Origin of the sequence: Cytobacillus sp. FSL M8-0252 (assembly GCF_038007345.1) — a bacterium.
GTDB classification, from domain to species: domain Bacteria; phylum Bacillota; class Bacilli; order Bacillales; family Cytobacillaceae; genus Cytobacillus; species Cytobacillus kochii.
In genome coordinates this window covers 2500113-2515572 of the sequence record NZ_JBBOWZ010000001.1, presented here as the reverse complement: position 1 = coordinate 2515572, position 15460 = coordinate 2500113, and the positions used below count along the sequence as shown (strand labels likewise).

Here is a 15460-nt window from a genome sequence, read left to right as displayed (position 1 = left end):
ACATGACATTTATCATGGTTGCGTGATGACACCTATGTCTTCACAGTATTTTCAGACGTCTTTATTATTAAATTATATTGAAGGAAAGGAACTTACAATATGACAAAAGAACGTTTGAAAACATTGAGAAAACAAATGCTGCCATTTGAAAAGGCGAATCGTAACAAAAGTATATATCAATTAATCAATACGCTTGTACCATTTTTTGGTTTATGGACACTTGCTTATTTTTCACTTTCCATTCATTATTTATTGACATTAGCTTTATCTGTTTTAGCGGCGGGCTTTTTAATACGTATATTTATCATCTTTCATGATTGCTGTCACAATTCATTCTTTAAAAGCCGCAAAGCGAATAAAATTGTGGGAACGATTGCTGGGATTATTACGATTTTTCCATATAGCGCTTGGGCACATGATCATTCCGTTCATCATGCAACAAGCAGTAACTTGGACAAGCGTGGGACAGGAGATATATGGTTATTGACTGTTAAAGAATATATGGATGCCTCTTTTTTAACGAAGGTTGGTTATCGACTTTACCGTAATCCAATCATTATGTTTGGATTAGGTCCGATTTACACATTTTTATTTAAAAATCGTTTTAATCGAAAGGGTGCTCGTTTACCGGAGAGATTAAATACGTATTTAACCAATGTAGGAATTGTTGCTTTATATGCTTTCATGTGTTATCTCATCGGCTGGGAAGCATTCCTACTTGTGCAAACCCCGATTTTCCTGATTTCTGGTGCAGCTGGTATTTGGTTATTCTATGTCCAGCATACATTTGAAGATTCTTATTTTGAGCCAGATAAAGAGTGGGAATATGTGAGTGCAGCAATTGAAGGCAGTTCATTTTACAAATTGCCAAAACCACTGCAATGGATGACAGGAAATATTGGTTACCATCATGTACACCATCTAGCTCCAAGAGTCCCAAATTACGAATTAGAGAAAGCACATACTAACAGTGAGCAATTACAAAATGTACCGACCATTTCACTAGCAACAAGCCTAGAATCTCTTCGCTTTAAGCTTTGGGATGAAGAGAAGAAAATATTTGTCGGCTACCGTGCAGTAAAACAATACCGAAAAGTACCGGTATCTTAATAATAATCTGCTATAATACTGTTAAGAAACTCCTTTGTATGAAAGAAACAAAGGAGTTTTCTATTTCTACATTGAAGCGGAGGTTTATAATGTCATATCCACTTTTATATAAATTAAAAAGCTCTGGGATGACACCATACATATGGATTATCCTGACGATTCTCCCTTTTTATTTTATCTTTCAATCTTCAACGACTTGGGAGATTATTGTTGGTATCATATTAACGGTCGTCTTTTTTATCACTTTTCGTTTTGCCTTCATATCTAATAAATGGCCAGTTTATATATGGTCTCTTTTATTGATTGCAGTTTCAATGACAATGTTAATTATTTATCAGTATGTGTATTTTGCTTTTTTCATCGCTTATTATAATGGATATATAAGAAATAGAGTGGCGTTTTTTATTGTTTATATCATTCACATTGTTTCAACGACTGTAGCCATTAATTACAATATCGTTGTTAAAAGTGACATGTTTTTAAGTCAAATTCCATTTGTGATTATTATTTTAGTGAGTATGATATTGTTGCCTTTTAATATCTATAATAAAAGAAAACAAGAGAGGCTAGAGAAACAATTAGAATATGCGAACCAAAGAATTGCCGACCTTGTTAAACAAGAAGAACGTCAAAGAATTGCGCGTGACTTACATGATACACTTGGTCAAAAACTCTCACTAATAGGATTAAAGAGTGACCTGGCGAGAAAGTTAATTCAAAAAGATCCAGAACAAGCAAAAGTTGAATTAAAAGATGTTCAGCAAACAGCCCGTACAGCATTGAATGAAGTACGGAAAATGGTATCGCAAATGAGAGGAATACGATTGCAGGAAGAAGTCGTTCGTATAAAGGAAATTTTACAAGCAGCGCAAATGGATATGGAAATCAATGAACCATTAAAAGAAGCTTACACTTCCATTTTTATAGAAAATATTATTAGTATGTGCTTAAAAGAAGCGGTTACAAATGTAGTCAAACATAGTCGAGCGACAAAATGTTCGGTAGCAATAGAAGAACGAAATAAAGAATTAGTCGTTACAGTAAAGGATAATGGAATAGGCATTACGAATAGTGAGAAAAAAAGCTATGGTAATGGGATTAATGGCATGAAAGAAAGATTAGAATTTGTAAATGGCCATTTGGACATCAGTTGTGACGAGGGTACGACAATTTCAATTATTGTTCCACTTGTCGTTAAACAAGTTGAAGGAGGAGATTTGGCATGATTCGAATTGTCATTGCAGAAGACCAAAGAATGATGTTAGGCGCACTCGGTTCGTTACTGAACCTTGAGGATGATATGCAAGTCGTTGGTCAAGCCTCCAATGGAGAAGAGGCCGTTACATTAGTGCAAGAACTAAGTCCCGATATTTGTATTATGGACATTGAAATGCCTTTAAAAACAGGGTTAGAAGCAGCTGAAGCAATTAAAAACAGGGGCATAAAGGTCATTATTTTAACCACTTTTGCAAGATCTGGATATTTTCAACGAGCGATAAAAGCAGGGGTACGGGGCTATTTATTAAAAGATAGCCCGAGTGAAGAGTTAGCTGATTCGATTCGTAATGTCATGGCAGGCAAAAGAATTTTTGCCCCGGAACTGATGGATGATGTCTACCGAGAAGAAAATCCCTTAACAGAACGTGAGAAAGCGGTACTTGAATTAATGGCAGAGGGAAAAAGCACTAAAGAAATTGCCTCTATATTAACGATTAAAGTTGGTACAGTTCGTAATTATATATCAGCTATATTGGAGAAGTTAGAAGTAACAAACAGAATCGAAGCCATCACAGAGTCAAAAAACAAAGGCTGGTTTCATTAATGAATACTCGTGACGAGCAGGAAGTCACGAGTATTTTTTGTATTTCTTGACTAATTATCTAAAAAACCAAACCTTTTTTTTGCATAATATTTCATGCAAATCATTTCAATAAAAAGCTAGTAAAATCCTGTATTTATAGGGAAATTATAAATTTGTAAGAATAATAGAAAAGTTTCAGAAACTGTGTTGACAATACCAAAAATAGGGTTCATAATATTTTAAACAATCAATGTACTTTATTAAGGAAATGTTATATTGATTTTATGTATTAAAGTAATAAATTCTTAATATCGTATAAATTGCGAAGGAGTAGTTTAATCATCAAAGTATTTCGTTTACAATGGTGCATAATACCACAAGAAAAAGAGTAAAGATGTTTAACGGCACTTTAAATTGATCTTAGACAGGGAGTAGAGTAGAAATGAATGATTATCAGTTTGAAATCCAAAGACGTGCAACCAAAAAAGAAAAACCGGCATTTGATCAGTTGATTTTCGGTAGGAATTTTACAGATCATATGTTTGTAATGGACTATCATGCAGACAAGGGGTGGCATGATGGACGTATTGTCCCTTATGAGCCATTACAAATTGACCCGTCTGCAATGGTATTTCATTATGGCCAAAGTGTTTTCGAAGGATTAAAGGCATATTTATCTGAAGATCAGGAAGTGCTCATGTTCAGACCATATAAAAATATGGAGAGACTGAACAAATCGAACAACAGACTCTGTATTCCGCCAATTGACGAAGAACTTGCTGTTCAAGCATTAAGACAATTAATTGCAGTTGATCGTGATTGGGTTCCAAATGTAGAAGGAACATCGCTATATATTCGTCCATTTATTATTTCTACAGAACCTTATTTAGGCGTTGCTCCATCACATCAATACAAATTTATTATTATCATGTCACCAGTCGGTGCCTATTATAAAGAAGGAATTAACCCAGTGAAAATCGCTGTCCAAAGCGAATATGTTCGTGCAGTCAAAGGTGGAACGGGTAATGCCAAAACAGGAGGAAACTATGCTGCTAGCCTAAAAGCACAAGAAGTAGCAGAACAGGAAGGATATTCACAAGTACTTTGGTTAGATGGCAAGGAAAATAAATATGTTGAAGAAGTAGGAAGCATGAATATTTTCTTTAAAATTAACGGTGAAGTCGTTACACCTGAATTGAACGGAAGCATTTTAGAAGGCGTTACAAGAAACTCTGTTATTGAACTCATTAAAGACTGGGGTATTCCTTTATCTGAGCGTCGTATCTCAATCGATGAGATCTATGAAGCGCAAAAAAATGGCACGCTAGAAGAAGCATTCGGAACGGGTACTGCAGCGGTCATTTCACCAGTCGGAGAACTATTCTGGAATAACGAAAAACTTACCATTGGTGGCGGACAAACAGGTGAAATCGCCGGCAAACTTTACGAAACGCTAACAGGAATCCAAAAAGGAAAAGTAGAAGATAAATTTGGTTGGATTGTGAAAGTAGACGAAGAAAAAGCTGTTACGACAGCAATTTAATAGAAGAAAAAAACCACTTGCCATTGATGGTAAGTGGTTTTTTAAAGGGTTAGACTAGAAATGTGGTTCTGTAAAATGGACAAAAACTGAAAAGAATAAAACCGAAGTGATGGATTTAGAAAATGGACTGACTGTATATATTATTATCGTTTGATTTTGCTACTTCAGCCCTACAATCACAAAAGGATTTTACGCTTTTTAACAAGCAAGGTTGTCCTTTCCGTAAAGAAGTTAAATAAATTGGTATTTTTTTCATGCGGAAAATTCGTTATAATAGAGTAAAAAGAAAGGATGAAGTAATTTGCCAGACCTAAAACCGCTCAATCCCTCTTACCAACTCCGATTATTACGCGTGCTCCATCTTAGATCAAAATTGTCCCCTGAGAATGAACAATATCTCAAAATGTTAGAAAAAGGATATGAAGGAGAAAGTAAATGGCGAGATGATTTGCAACAACTTTCACCAAAATTCCCCATCCTCTATGATATATTGCTAGAAATAAATCATACATCCTTTCAAATTGATGCACTCTGTGTAACTCCCCACAAACTCATTGCTTTCGAAGTGAAAAATTATAGTGGTGATTTTATGATTCAGGAAACTAAATGGTATTCACCAACAAATAAGGAAATTAAAAATCCCCTCCTACAAATCGAAAGAAATGAAACCCTCCTACACCAATTCCTTACTAAGCACGAATTAAACATTGCATTTGATTATCTACTTGTTTTTGTTCATCCCGAGTTTATGTTATATGATCGTACAAAGAAACAAAATGTTATTCTTCCACCGCAAATTCCACGATTATTAAGAGAACTAAATCAAATAGACATTCAACACTCTCCATTTTATACAAAAATTGTTCATGCTTTTTTGAGTCATCATAAAGAAGAAAAGAATTACGCTAGAAAAATCGAATATTGTACGGAGGATTTGGTAAAAGGTGTGGTTTGTCGAGAGTGCGGTGGGCAGATGAAGCGAGCGAGTTTGCGCAAATTTCATTGCTCAAAATGTAGGAGGAACATTTCATCTTGTGATGCATTAAATGAAGCAATCAATGACTTTATTATTCTTTTTCCATCAGAAAAAGTAACAAAGACGGCGATTTATGATTGGTGTGGAGGAGCAATAAGTAGTTCCGCAATACAACGATTCTTACAAGAGAAATATACACTTAATGGTGGTGGAAATTATTTTTATTATCATTAATGGGTTTTAAAACCGAAGAAACAGTTGAATTATTTAGTAATGAAGAGAAGTGACAGTATCTTATAGATTGAAATGTATTCTGATGGGTTCAATCTATTAGTAAGCAGTTATATGTTGAACAAAGGACTTTGTGCACAAAAAAATCTATATGACATCACAAAAAAGGGGATAGTAAGTCACTCAGTAGGAGAATTAGAGATGAGCGCCTCGCAAAAGGGGTTAGCAAGTCCCTCGGAAGGGGAATCAGAGATGAGCGCCCCGCAAAAGGGGTTAGCAAGTCACTCGGAAGGGGAATCAGAGATGAGCGCCCCGCAAAAGGGTTTAGCAAGTCACTCGGAAGGGGAATCAGAGATGAGCGCCCCGCAAAAGGGTTTAGCAAGTCCCTCGGAAGGGGAATCAGAGATGAGCGCCCCGCAAAAGGGATTAGCGTGTCCCTCAGAAAGAAAACCAGAGATGAGCGCCTCGCAAAAGGGATTAGTAAGTCCCTCGGAAGGGGAATCAGAGATGAGCGCCCTGCAAAAGGGGTTAGCAAGTCCCTCAGAAAGAAAACCAGAGATGAGCGCCTCGCAAAAGGGATTAGCAAGTCCCTCGGAGAGAAACTAGAGATGAGCGCCTCGCAAAAGGGTTTAGCAAGTCACTCGGAAGGGGAATTAGAGATGAGCGCCCCGCAAAAGGGATTAGCAAGTCACTCAGAAAGAAAACCAGAAATGAGCGCCTCGCAAAAGGGATTAGCAAGTCACTCAGAAAGAAAACTAGAGATGAGCGCCCCGCAAAAGGGTTTAGCTAGTCACTCGGAAGGGGAATCAGAGATGAGCGCCCCGCAAAAGGGATTAGCAAGTCCCTCAAAAGGAGATTCAGAGATGAGTGCCCTGCAAAAAAGTTTAGCAAGTCACTCAGAAAGAAAACCAGAGATGAACGCCTCGCAAAAGGGTTTAGCAAGTCACTCAGAAAGAAAACCAGAGATAACCGCCTCACAAAAAGGGAGTTATTCAGCAATTTATTTAGAACCAAACACAAATGAAAGCCGAGGAAGGGAGTGCCCGGCTTTCATAAATTCGTTTAGGATAATGCGAATTACTTAGATAGTAAAAGAAACATTCTAATGAACTATAACCATAATCATCACAAGCTTTATCCTATCCCACTAACAATCAATTCAGCAGCTTCTTCAGCTGTTTTCCCGTCAACATTGATTTTTAGATGATATGGTTGATAATGAGCTTGTCTTTCTTTGTAGAGATGATACATTTCGTCAGTAGAAAGACCATTCAATTTCGGTCTTGTATCTTTAATCAATGGGTATCGATCGAGCCAATTTTCCCATGAGAGCTCGATAAGGACAACGGTACTGTTTTGTAAACAAATTTCGCGGTTCTTACTGTTTAAAAAGGCGCCGCCGCCTAATGAAAGAATCTGTTTTTCTTCGGCAGATAGTTGTTCAATCAATTCGCTTTCAGCTTTTCGAAAAACTTCTTCACCATGATCAAGGAAAATTTTTGAAGTTGACATACCAAACTGTTGTTCAATGCGTTCATCCGTGTCGATTAAACCCCAATGTAATTTCTTAGCTAATTCCGTTCCTATGGATGTCTTTCCGACCCCCATAAACCCAATAAGTACAATACTCTTATCTTCCATAGACTGTCCTCCCGAATGTTATATAAAATATCATATCATAACGTTTTATGTCGCAACATCGTTTCTATCCAATGTTTTTTATTTTCATTTCTATCATTTCATGTTATATTGACATCATATATTATAAGTTTTCACTGGGGGTGCCTTCACATAGAGGCTGAGATTGAATGCCGTTCAAAACCCTTTGAACCTGATCTGGTTTGTACCAGTGGAGGGAAGTGTGTCGATGTAGTCGTCCTCGCTTCCTTTTGGAAGTAGAGGATTTTTTTATATATGAATAAATGCTAGGGGTGCCAAATACTTGGCTGAGATGAACCCTTTGAACCTGATCTAGTTAATACTAGCGTAGGGAAGCGAGTGAGTCATACATATCATGATGACCAAAGCCGCTTATTCAAAATAGCGGCTTTTTTATTTTTATCGAAAGGAGGAAAGGTCTTTGAATAAAATCCAAAAAATGACGATGACGGCAACGATTGCAGCCATCACTACTGTGTCGAGTAGTCTCATTTTTATTCCGATTGGAATAGCGAAAATTTTTCCGATTCAGCACTTGGCGAATGTATTATCTGCTGTACTTCTTGGACCATGGTATGCCGTTAGTCAAGCGTTTCTTTCATCTACATTGAGAAATATGATGGGGACTGGAAGTGTTTTTGCCTATCCCGGGAGTATGATTGGCGCATTACTTGCAGGGTTCCTTTATCAAAAAACGAAAAAAATTGGCTTCTCAGCACTAGGTGAAGTCGTTGGAACAGGAATGATAGGGGCAGTAGCGACTTATCCGATTAGTACATTACTTTTAGGACAAGAAGCAACCCTTTTCGGATTCCTACCAGCATTTATGGTGAGCTCGTTTACTGGAGCAATTTTAGGATATGGTTTATTAAGAGTATTAATTAAGAATAAAGCTATTGGAGGTTACATCAATGAAAACAGCATTAACGATCGCAGGTTCTGATTCAGGAGGAGGAGCTGGGATTCAAGCAGATCTTAAAACTTTTTCCGCCAATGGTGTGTTTGGCATGTCCGTCATTACGGCGATTACCGCTCAAAATACAGTAGAGGTACGTTCGGTACAGGATATAGAAATCAATATTATAAAAGACCAAATAGAAGCTGTGTTTGATGATATCCAAGTTGATGCTGTCAAAATCGGGATGTTGTCATCTAGTGAGACTGTAAAAATCGTCGCAGACCGTTTAAATCATTATAGTCCAAAAGTGATTGTGTTAGATCCTGTTATGGTTTCAAAAGGTGGACATCATCTTTTAAAGGAACAAGCTATTGAAGCATTAAAAGCGAAAATGTTACCACTTGCGACTGTAATTACGCCAAACATTCCTGAAGCTGAAGTACTTTCGGGTATGACAATTCGCACGGTTGATGATATGGAGCAAGCTTGTAAAAAATTATATGAATTAGGGCCAAAAGCCGTCTTATTAAAAGGTGGACATTTAGAAGGAGAACCGAATGACTTATTATGGGATGGACAAAGTTTCAACTGGTTTAATGGTCGAAGAGTAGAGACAAAAAACACCCATGGTACAGGTTGTACTCTATCATCTGCCATTGCTGCCGGGTTAGCAAAAGGGGAAGAACTTATTGAGGCCATACAGTCTGCGAAAAATTATATTTCCATAGCGATTGAGCATAGCCTAGCACTCGGTCATGGGCATGGTCCTACAAATCATTTTTATGAGTTATACAACAAAGCAAAGATGGAGGAAAGATAATGGCGATTTCAAGTGAAGCAGTTGAGAGAGTCTTTCAGCAGTTACAAGAACAAACCCCACTCATTCATCATTTAACAAATACAGTAACTATTAATGATTGTGCAAATGTGACCCTAGCAATGGGCGGTTCACCTGTTATGGCCACCCAACTCTTAGAAGTAGAAGAAATGGCTATGATGGCAGATGGGCTCGTAATTAATTTTGGTACTATTAATGATGCGATGTTTGCGGCAATGATTAAAGCGGGACAAACTGCCAATAAAAAAGGGGTCCCAGTAATATTTGATCCAGTTGGTGTTGGTGCAACCACTTATCGCACAAATAAGGCAAAAGAGCTAATTAGCACAATAAAAGTGTCCATTATTCGCGGCAATGCTTCTGAAGTTTCTGCTCTTATTGGTAAGAATACAAAAACGCGTGGTGTTGATGCAGGGGCAATTGAAATAGCACCTGAAGCACTTGCAAAGGAGGCAGCTGAAGTCCTAAACTGTCTCATTGTTATTAGTGGAAAAGAAGATGTCATTACAGATGGGAAGCAATTAGTTGTGATTGATAATGGAGATTATCTTTTGACGAAGGTAACAGGAACTGGCTGCATGACAGCTTCATTAGTAGCAACTGCTGCTGCTGTTTCAGAAAATTGGTTTGACGGGGCTGTTATTGGTATGGCTACTATGAGTCTAGCAGGGGAAATCGCAGCTAAGAGCTTACATGCCGGTGAAGGGTTAGGTTCATTTCGAGTGAAGCTAATGGATACGATTAGTACAATGAATGCAGCCATATGGCTAGATGGAGTGAGGCAAAACTAATGGATTACCGTTTATATTTAGTCACAGATGATAAAATAGCAAACAATGAATTATATGATATTGTTCGAAGTGGTGTAAAAGGTGGTGTGACCATCGTTCAATTAAGAGAGAAGACAGCGGATGGTCAACTCTTTTATGAAAAGGCGAAAATATTACAATCTATATTAAAACCATTGGATATTCCACTGATTATTAATGATAGAGTAGACATCGCTTTAGCGGTAGGTGCAGCAGGTGTGCATGTTGGACAAGATGATCTGCCATGTGCCGTCGTTAGAAAGATTGTTCCTGATGATATGGTAGTTGGTATCTCTGTATCCAATGTGGAAGAAGCGAAACTTGCTCAAGAACAAGGAGCAAATTATGTTGGAATAGGTTCGGTGTTTCCGACAACTTCTAAATCAGATGCTGATTTATTAGCACCAGGTATGCTCGAGGAAATCATTGCAGCGATTGATATTCCTGCTGTCGCTATTGGTGGTATTCAACTAGAAAACATAAAAATGCTTAAAAATCGAGGGTTAGCAGGTGTTTCTGTTGTCTCAGCAATTAGTAAATCTAAAAATCCAGAAAAGTCAGCTCGAGATTTACTTCAACTATTCCTTTAGACCTAAAAAATATCATAAGTGTAGTTAAAGAGAACTTATTCCATTGACAAGATACTATTAATATACTAAAATTACTTTTGGTTCGAGATATTTCATTTTAGTGTATTTCGAATAAATTATTACGACATTCGGAGGTCTTCACATAATGGCAAAAGTTCTATTTGTAAACGCAAGTGATCGTCCAGTTGAAGCTGGAATTTCTGTAAAAATGTATCATGCATTTTTACAATCATATAAAGAATCAAATCCATCAGATGATATTACGGAATTGAATCTTTTTGAAGAAAACATGCCTTACTATGGTAATGATGCAATCAATGGTACTTTTAAAAAGAACCAAGGGTTGGAATTAACTGCTGCAGAAGAAAAGGGTGCGGCGCTAGTTGAGAAGTATTTAAATCAGTTCTTTGATGCTGATAAAATCGTTTTCGCATTCCCACTTTGGAATTCAACTGTACCAGCTCCATTGATCAGCTATGTTTCTTACTTAGCTCAAGCAGGTAAAATGTTTAAATATACTGCTGAAGGTCCAGTAGGATTTGCTGGCGACAAGAAAGTGATGCTTTTAAATGCTAGAGGTTCTGATTATTCACTAGAAGGTATGGCTGCTGGCGAAATGGCAGTTAACTTAGTAAAAACAATTATCAGCCTTTGGGGCATTACTTCTCCGTCAGAAGTAGTGATTGAAGGACATAACCAATACCCAGATCGTACACAAGATATTATTGAAGAAGGATTACAAAACGTAGCTAAAGCTGCTGCTCAATTCTAATCCGATACGAAAGCATCTCTATATTTTTGTAGAGGTGCTTTTTTTTGTCTAAAGGACGTCCTAAAACTTGTATTTAGGAAATCACGGTCGCTCATTCTTTGTGTAAACCTTGAATAAACTTGACCAGTATCACACAACTCGATGATGTGTAAAGAGGTTAGGGTTCAAAACAGGAAGACATTTTAAACAAGCTAGTAAGATAAAAACGTATACGCAGTTAAATATGTTTTTTAACTACAAGCATGAATGATTGCTGAGGAACTATTTGTCGAATCAGTACCCAATCTGTTACGAGCTTACTTATCTTAAAGTAGAACAAAACAGAGTGAGGAATGGCCTCACTCTGTTTGTTATTGTTTTTCAATTTTTGAAGGATTGTTTATTTTATAAGGAACTGCTTCTTCTGCTTTATGCTCTTCATCGACATCGTCTTGGGCTTTTGGTAATTTCTTTTTGACGATTTTGCCATTAAAGGAAAGTTTGTTTCCGATAGCTAATTCTTGTTTTTTTAATGTTTTAGAGTGACTGCACCAAGCTAGTCCAATTGGTAAAGGGTCGTCTTGATGAATTACAACCTCATCGAGCACAATGACTTCATCATGGTCCTCAGTGAAATGATTATAGCTTAGCGCAAATTGCTTCACAATTGCTGAGAAAGCCACCTTATCTTCAGGAAGTTGGATTTTTTTAGCTGCTTCTTTTTTCTTTGTTTTCGTTTTTGTAGCTGTGGTTTTCGGCGGTGTTGGCGCTTGCTCTTTTGTTTTTTCGTCGGCCTGTTTTTCTTCTATTTGTGCGGTGTTCGGTTGTCCAGCAGCATCAAAAGCTTCTTTACCAAAGTTGCCCGCTTGCATTTCTTTTAAATAAGCGGGATGAATGCAACTTAGTTTTCCATCTTGGAACTTGATTACAATGGTGTAATGATCATCTTCTTCACCGTATGCTTGATAGCCGACAATTTCTACTTTGCGTTGATGGGTTTTTTGTTTAAACCAAAACGCTTTCTTGGCAGGCAGCTTCCATTCTTTTAACTTAGTTTCGTATTCTTCTTCAGATTCAAACGGTTGAATCTCACCTTGAGGTGGGAGATAATTAGTTTGATTCGCATCCTCGATATGAGGTAATGTAATAGCCATGATTGGATCTCCTTTCCTTTTTTCCATTATTAATTACTATAAAAAGGTTTAAGAATGGCGAAATAGAATATATTTAGTTAATATAACGCATATGAGCAAAAAAATGAACTATTTAAGGAGTGTTAAAAATTATGACGGCCTATTCTAGTCGAAAAGAGATTCCCGTAGAAGAAACTTGGAATGTCACTGATATTTATAGTGAGGAGTCTGAGTGGCAAAAGGATTATGATTCCATTCAGTCATTAGCGCAGGAGTTAGCTGGGTTCGAGGGGGAAATAAGCGATGGGCAAAGTTTATTTCAATTTCTGAAGAAGCAGGAAGATTTATCTTATTTGTTTGGTAAAGTCTATGCTTATGCGATGTTACAATCAGATGTTGATACAAGGGATAGTCGTGCTCAAAGTTTATTAGATCAATCGAAACAACTAAGTGTAAAAGTGAGTAGTGCAACTTCTTTCTTTATGCCGTTTTTACTTAGCTTAGATGAAGCGACATTAAAAGCTTATATTAAAGAAGAAGAAGGGCTGCAATATTTTGAAGAAGACTTACTCGAATCGTTTCGTTATAAAGCGCATGTGCTCTCAACTGAGCAAGAAAGTTTATTATCACAACTCGGTGAATCGCTTTCTGCACCATCAAATACATATAATATGATTAATAATGCTGATATTGAGTTTGGACTCGTAACAAAAGATAATGGTGAAAAAGTAGAACTTACACGAGGAATGTATGCGAAATTAATTGAAAGTGATGATCGAGAAAAGCGGAAAGAAGCGTATAAGGCGTATTATAAGCCTTATGTACAACTTAAAAATACAATCGGCTCGACTTTATCAGCAGCAATCAAGAATAATGTTACAACTACAAGAATAAGGCAGTATCCTTCTGCATTAGAAAAAGCATTATTTGGTGATAATGTTCCGAAAGAGGTTTACCATAATCTAATTCAGTCCACAAGAGACCATTTGCAAACGATGCACAAATATACAGCATTAAGAAAAGAGTTATTGCAGTTAGATGAATTAAGACAATATGATTTAAGTGCCCAGCTTGTGAAAGATGTCGATATGCAGATTCCATATGAAGAGGCATTTGCGACGATGTGTAAAGCGTTAGCGCCACTAGGGGAAGAGTATATTTCTACATTGCAATCGTTTAAAGAACATCGTTATATTGATGTAAGAGAAACGAAAGGAAAGCGCTCGGGTGCTTATAATATGGGCGTATATGGTGTACACCCTTATATTCTTTTAAATCATCGTGATGATCTTGATAGTATGTTTACACTTGCGCATGAATGTGGCCACGGTGTTCATAGTAAATGGAGTGCCCAGCATCAGCCGCAAATTACGGCAGGCTACAGTATTTTCGTCGCTGAAGTTGCATCAACTGTAAATGAGGTACTTTTAATAAAATATTTACTTGATCACGAAACCAATGAAGACGTCAAACGACATTTACTTAATCATTTTATTGATCAGTTTAAAGGCACATTCTTTACACAAGTCATGTTCAGTGAATTTGAATGGAAAACGCATCAATTAGCAGAAGAAGGTAAAACGTTAAATACAGAAGTGTTTAATGGCATTTATGAACAGCTATTTAAAGATTATCATGGGGAAAGCCTTGTATTAGATGAAGAGGTAAAATATGGTTGGTCAAGAATTCCGCATTTTTATCGACCATTTTACGTATATAAATATGCGACAGGTTATGCTTCAGCCATTCAATTAGCAACGAAGATTTATAATGGCGATGAGGAAACATTAAAGACTTATCTTGAGTTTCTAAAAAGCGGAAGTTCAGAATTTCCATTAGACTTATTAAAAAATACGGGCGTGGATTTAACGACGTCAAAACCGATTGACGAAGCGTTACAAACGTTTGAAGAGCTTGTGGAAGAGTTCGCAAGCTTAAGCTAGAAAGAAAAAAGACGGAAAGCATATTGCCTTTCGTCTTTTATCCATGATGGAGGAAAAAAATATGCAACAAATGATAGTGATTGGAGCAGGCATACTAGGTGCATCTACTGCTTACCATTTAGCGAAAGCTGGTTTTAAGGTGACAGTAATCGATCGGCAAGATGCAGGGCAAGCGACAGAAGCAGCTGCGGGTATCGTCTGCCCATGGTTGTCACAACGTCGAAACAAAGCGTGGTATCAGCTTGCTAAAGGGGGAGCGAAGTATTATCAACAATTAATTCCAGCACTTGAAGCGGAAACTGATCAAGACACCGGTTATAAAAAAGTAGGTGCGATTAGTTTACATCACGACGAAACAAAACTTGAAAAGATGATAGATAGGGCGATAAAAAGGCGAGAAGATGCACCAGAAATCGGTGAAATCAAAAATTATAATCAAGAAAAAACGAGAGACGCCTTTCCGCCACTGTCGCACGATTTTCAATCAGTATATGTGAGTGGAGCGGCTAGAGTAGATGGGCGTAAACTTAGGAAGGCACTGCTAAAAGCCGCCGAACTATATGGCGCAGATATCATTCATGGTGAAGCTTTATTAGTAGGTGAAAATGGTCAACTAGAAGGGGTAAAGGTGAATGGAGAGCTATTACATGCAGATAAAATCATCGTAACCGCCGGCGTTTGGGCAAGGGAATTATTAGAGCCAATAGGGCTCAACTTTCAAGTTAGTGCTCAAAAAGCACAAATTGCCCATCTTCACGTACCTGATGCAGACACATCTGAATGGTCTGTGGTTCAGCCGCCAACAAATCATTATTTACTCTCTTTTGAAGATGGTAAAGTCGTTGTTGGTGCGACACATGAGGATGAACAGCCGTTTAATACGAATGTGACAGCGGGGGGCGTGCTTGAAGTATTATCTAAAGCGTTGACTGTGGCACCTGGTTTACAAGCAGCCACTCTTGTTGAGACAAAAGTGGGATTTAGACCGTTTACACCTGGTTTTTTACCCGTTATAGGTCAAGTTCCTGGGTACGAGAAACTCTATGCTGCCAATGGTTTAGGAGCATCTGGATTAACATCTGGTCCGTATTTAGGTGCGCAATTAGCAAAGCTTGTAATTGGCGAGGAATTAGATATTGATATAGCCCTATATAATATTAAAGACGCCTTTAGGTAAT

16 protein-coding genes and 2 riboswitches are annotated in these 15460 nt (G+C 37.5%); of the genes, 14 read left to right on the top strand and 2 right to left on the bottom strand.

From position 1 onward, the window contains the following. The first annotated feature begins 99 nt into the window (after positions 1 to 99). The 7 genes from MKX83_RS12770 to MKX83_RS12740 all read left to right on the top strand — a co-directional run bounded on the left by MKX83_RS12770 (position 100) and on the right by MKX83_RS12740 (position 6746). Complete coding sequence (locus MKX83_RS12770; RefSeq protein ID WP_251161654.1) at positions 100 to 1110, top strand: fatty acid desaturase; 1011 nt, start codon at positions 100 to 102, stop codon at positions 1108 to 1110. Between the two features lie 89 nt (positions 1111 to 1199). Continuing rightward, a complete protein-coding gene (locus tag MKX83_RS12765) occupies positions 1200 to 2336 on the top strand; it encodes a sensor histidine kinase (protein ID WP_307318477.1) in 1137 nt (378 codons plus the stop codon). Then, positions 2333 to 2932 (top strand): response regulator transcription factor, encoded by a 600-nt coding sequence (locus tag MKX83_RS12760; RefSeq protein WP_095373190.1) that lies wholly within the window; start codon positions 2333 to 2335, stop codon positions 2930 to 2932. Before MKX83_RS12765 ends, MKX83_RS12760 begins: the two co-directional genes overlap by 4 nt. A 421-nt stretch (positions 2933 to 3353) precedes the next feature. Continuing rightward, positions 3354 to 4454: a branched-chain amino acid aminotransferase gene (locus MKX83_RS12755; RefSeq protein ID WP_095373191.1), complete on the top strand. Its 1101-nt coding sequence runs from the start codon at positions 3354 to 3356 to the stop codon at positions 4452 to 4454. Positions 4455 to 4755: 301 nt separating this feature from the next. Then, positions 4756 to 5664 (top strand): nuclease-related domain-containing protein, encoded by a 909-nt coding sequence (locus MKX83_RS12750; RefSeq protein ID WP_095373192.1) that lies wholly within the window; start codon positions 4756 to 4758, stop codon positions 5662 to 5664. Positions 5665 to 5862: 198 nt separating this feature from the next. Further along, the gene (locus MKX83_RS12745; protein ID WP_341055702.1) at positions 5863 to 6267 is read left to right on the top strand and encodes a hypothetical protein; all 405 of its coding nucleotides are present in this window, start codon (positions 5863 to 5865) and stop codon (positions 6265 to 6267) included. Between the two features lie 2 nt (positions 6268 to 6269). After that, positions 6270 to 6746 (top strand): hypothetical protein, encoded by a 477-nt coding sequence (locus MKX83_RS12740; protein WP_341055699.1) that lies wholly within the window; start codon positions 6270 to 6272, stop codon positions 6744 to 6746. A 49-nt stretch (positions 6747 to 6795) separates the two neighbouring features. On the opposite strand, the gene MKX83_RS12735 is transcribed toward MKX83_RS12740, so the two are convergent. Next, the gene (locus MKX83_RS12735) at positions 6796 to 7302 is read right to left on the bottom strand and encodes a shikimate kinase (protein WP_095373194.1); all 507 of its coding nucleotides are present in this window, start codon (positions 7300 to 7302) and stop codon (positions 6796 to 6798) included. Between the two features lie 126 nt (positions 7303 to 7428). Further along, positions 7429 to 7536, top strand: a riboswitch (TPP riboswitch). Between the two features lie 42 nt (positions 7537 to 7578). Beyond that, positions 7579 to 7671, top strand: a riboswitch (TPP riboswitch). A gap of 70 nt (positions 7672 to 7741) precedes the next feature. Between MKX83_RS12735 and thiW the strand changes: the two genes are divergently transcribed. From thiW to MKX83_RS12710, 5 genes are all read left to right on the top strand, one after another. Next, a complete protein-coding gene (gene thiW / locus MKX83_RS12730) occupies positions 7742 to 8263 on the top strand; it encodes an energy coupling factor transporter S component ThiW (protein WP_095373195.1) in 522 nt (173 codons plus the stop codon). Continuing rightward, a complete protein-coding gene (gene thiD, locus MKX83_RS12725) occupies positions 8232 to 9038 on the top strand; it encodes a bifunctional hydroxymethylpyrimidine kinase/phosphomethylpyrimidine kinase (RefSeq protein WP_322909394.1) in 807 nt (268 codons plus the stop codon). The genes thiW and thiD overlap by 32 nt, the downstream gene beginning before the upstream one ends. Further along, the gene (gene thiM / locus MKX83_RS12720) at positions 9038 to 9847 is read left to right on the top strand and encodes a hydroxyethylthiazole kinase (RefSeq protein WP_322909393.1); all 810 of its coding nucleotides are present in this window, start codon (positions 9038 to 9040) and stop codon (positions 9845 to 9847) included. Before thiD ends, thiM begins: the two co-directional genes overlap by 1 nt. Then, on the top strand, positions 9847 to 10455 hold the full coding sequence (thiE, locus tag MKX83_RS12715) for a thiamine phosphate synthase (RefSeq protein ID WP_233435246.1): 609 nt from the start codon (positions 9847 to 9849) through the stop codon (positions 10453 to 10455). Before thiM ends, thiE begins: the two co-directional genes overlap by 1 nt. Positions 10456 to 10600: 145 nt before the next feature. After that, the gene (locus MKX83_RS12710) at positions 10601 to 11227 is read left to right on the top strand and encodes an FMN-dependent NADH-azoreductase (RefSeq protein WP_095373199.1); all 627 of its coding nucleotides are present in this window, start codon (positions 10601 to 10603) and stop codon (positions 11225 to 11227) included. Between the two features lie 350 nt (positions 11228 to 11577). Here the strand turns inward: MKX83_RS12710 and MKX83_RS12705 are convergent, their stop codons facing one another. Next, entirely contained in the window at positions 11578 to 12360 is a 783-nt protein-coding gene (locus MKX83_RS12705) for a hypothetical protein (protein WP_224936539.1), read from the bottom strand. 131 nt (positions 12361 to 12491) lie between these two features. On the opposite strand from MKX83_RS12705, the gene pepF reads away from it, so the two are divergent. Together pepF and MKX83_RS12695 are read left to right on the top strand one after the other, a co-directional pair. Continuing rightward, on the top strand, positions 12492 to 14282 hold the full coding sequence (pepF, locus tag MKX83_RS12700) for an oligoendopeptidase F (protein ID WP_289433825.1): 1791 nt from the start codon (positions 12492 to 12494) through the stop codon (positions 14280 to 14282). A gap of 61 nt (positions 14283 to 14343) precedes the next feature. Further along, entirely contained in the window at positions 14344 to 15459 is a 1116-nt protein-coding gene (locus tag MKX83_RS12695; protein WP_341055692.1) for an NAD(P)/FAD-dependent oxidoreductase, read from the top strand. Position 15460: the final 1 nt, after the last annotated feature.

Excerpts from the sequence above, each read along its gene's own strand:
- MKX83_RS12770 (WP_251161654.1), top strand. The coding sequence starts at position 100 with ATGACAAAAGAACGTTTGAAAACATTGAGAAAACAAATGCTGCCATTT.
- pepF (WP_289433825.1), top strand. The coding sequence starts at position 12,492 with ATGACGGCCTATTCTAGTCGAAAAGAGATTCCCGTAGAAGAAACTTGG.
- MKX83_RS12740 (WP_341055699.1), top strand. The coding sequence starts at position 6,270 with ATGAGCGCCTCGCAAAAGGGTTTAGCAAGTCACTCGGAAGGGGAATTA.
- MKX83_RS12760 (WP_095373190.1), top strand. The coding sequence starts at position 2,333 with ATGATTCGAATTGTCATTGCAGAAGACCAAAGAATGATGTTAGGCGCA.
- MKX83_RS12710 (WP_095373199.1), top strand. The coding sequence starts at position 10,601 with ATGGCAAAAGTTCTATTTGTAAACGCAAGTGATCGTCCAGTTGAAGCT.
- MKX83_RS12695 (WP_341055692.1), top strand. The coding sequence starts at position 14,344 with ATGCAACAAATGATAGTGATTGGAGCAGGCATACTAGGTGCATCTACT.
- MKX83_RS12705 (WP_224936539.1), bottom strand. The coding sequence starts at position 12,360 with ATGGCTATTACATTACCTCATATCGAGGATGCGAATCAAACTAATTAT.
- thiE (WP_233435246.1), top strand. The coding sequence starts at position 9,847 with ATGGATTACCGTTTATATTTAGTCACAGATGATAAAATAGCAAACAAT.
- MKX83_RS12765 (WP_307318477.1), top strand. The coding sequence starts at position 1,200 with ATGTCATATCCACTTTTATATAAATTAAAAAGCTCTGGGATGACACCA.
- MKX83_RS12755 (WP_095373191.1), top strand. The coding sequence starts at position 3,354 with ATGAATGATTATCAGTTTGAAATCCAAAGACGTGCAACCAAAAAAGAA.
- MKX83_RS12745 (WP_341055702.1), top strand. The coding sequence starts at position 5,863 with ATGAGCGCCTCGCAAAAGGGGTTAGCAAGTCCCTCGGAAGGGGAATCA.
- thiM (WP_322909393.1), top strand. The coding sequence starts at position 9,038 with ATGGCGATTTCAAGTGAAGCAGTTGAGAGAGTCTTTCAGCAGTTACAA.
- MKX83_RS12735 (WP_095373194.1), bottom strand. The coding sequence starts at position 7,302 with ATGGAAGATAAGAGTATTGTACTTATTGGGTTTATGGGGGTCGGAAAG.
- thiD (WP_322909394.1), top strand. The coding sequence starts at position 8,232 with ATGAAAACAGCATTAACGATCGCAGGTTCTGATTCAGGAGGAGGAGCT.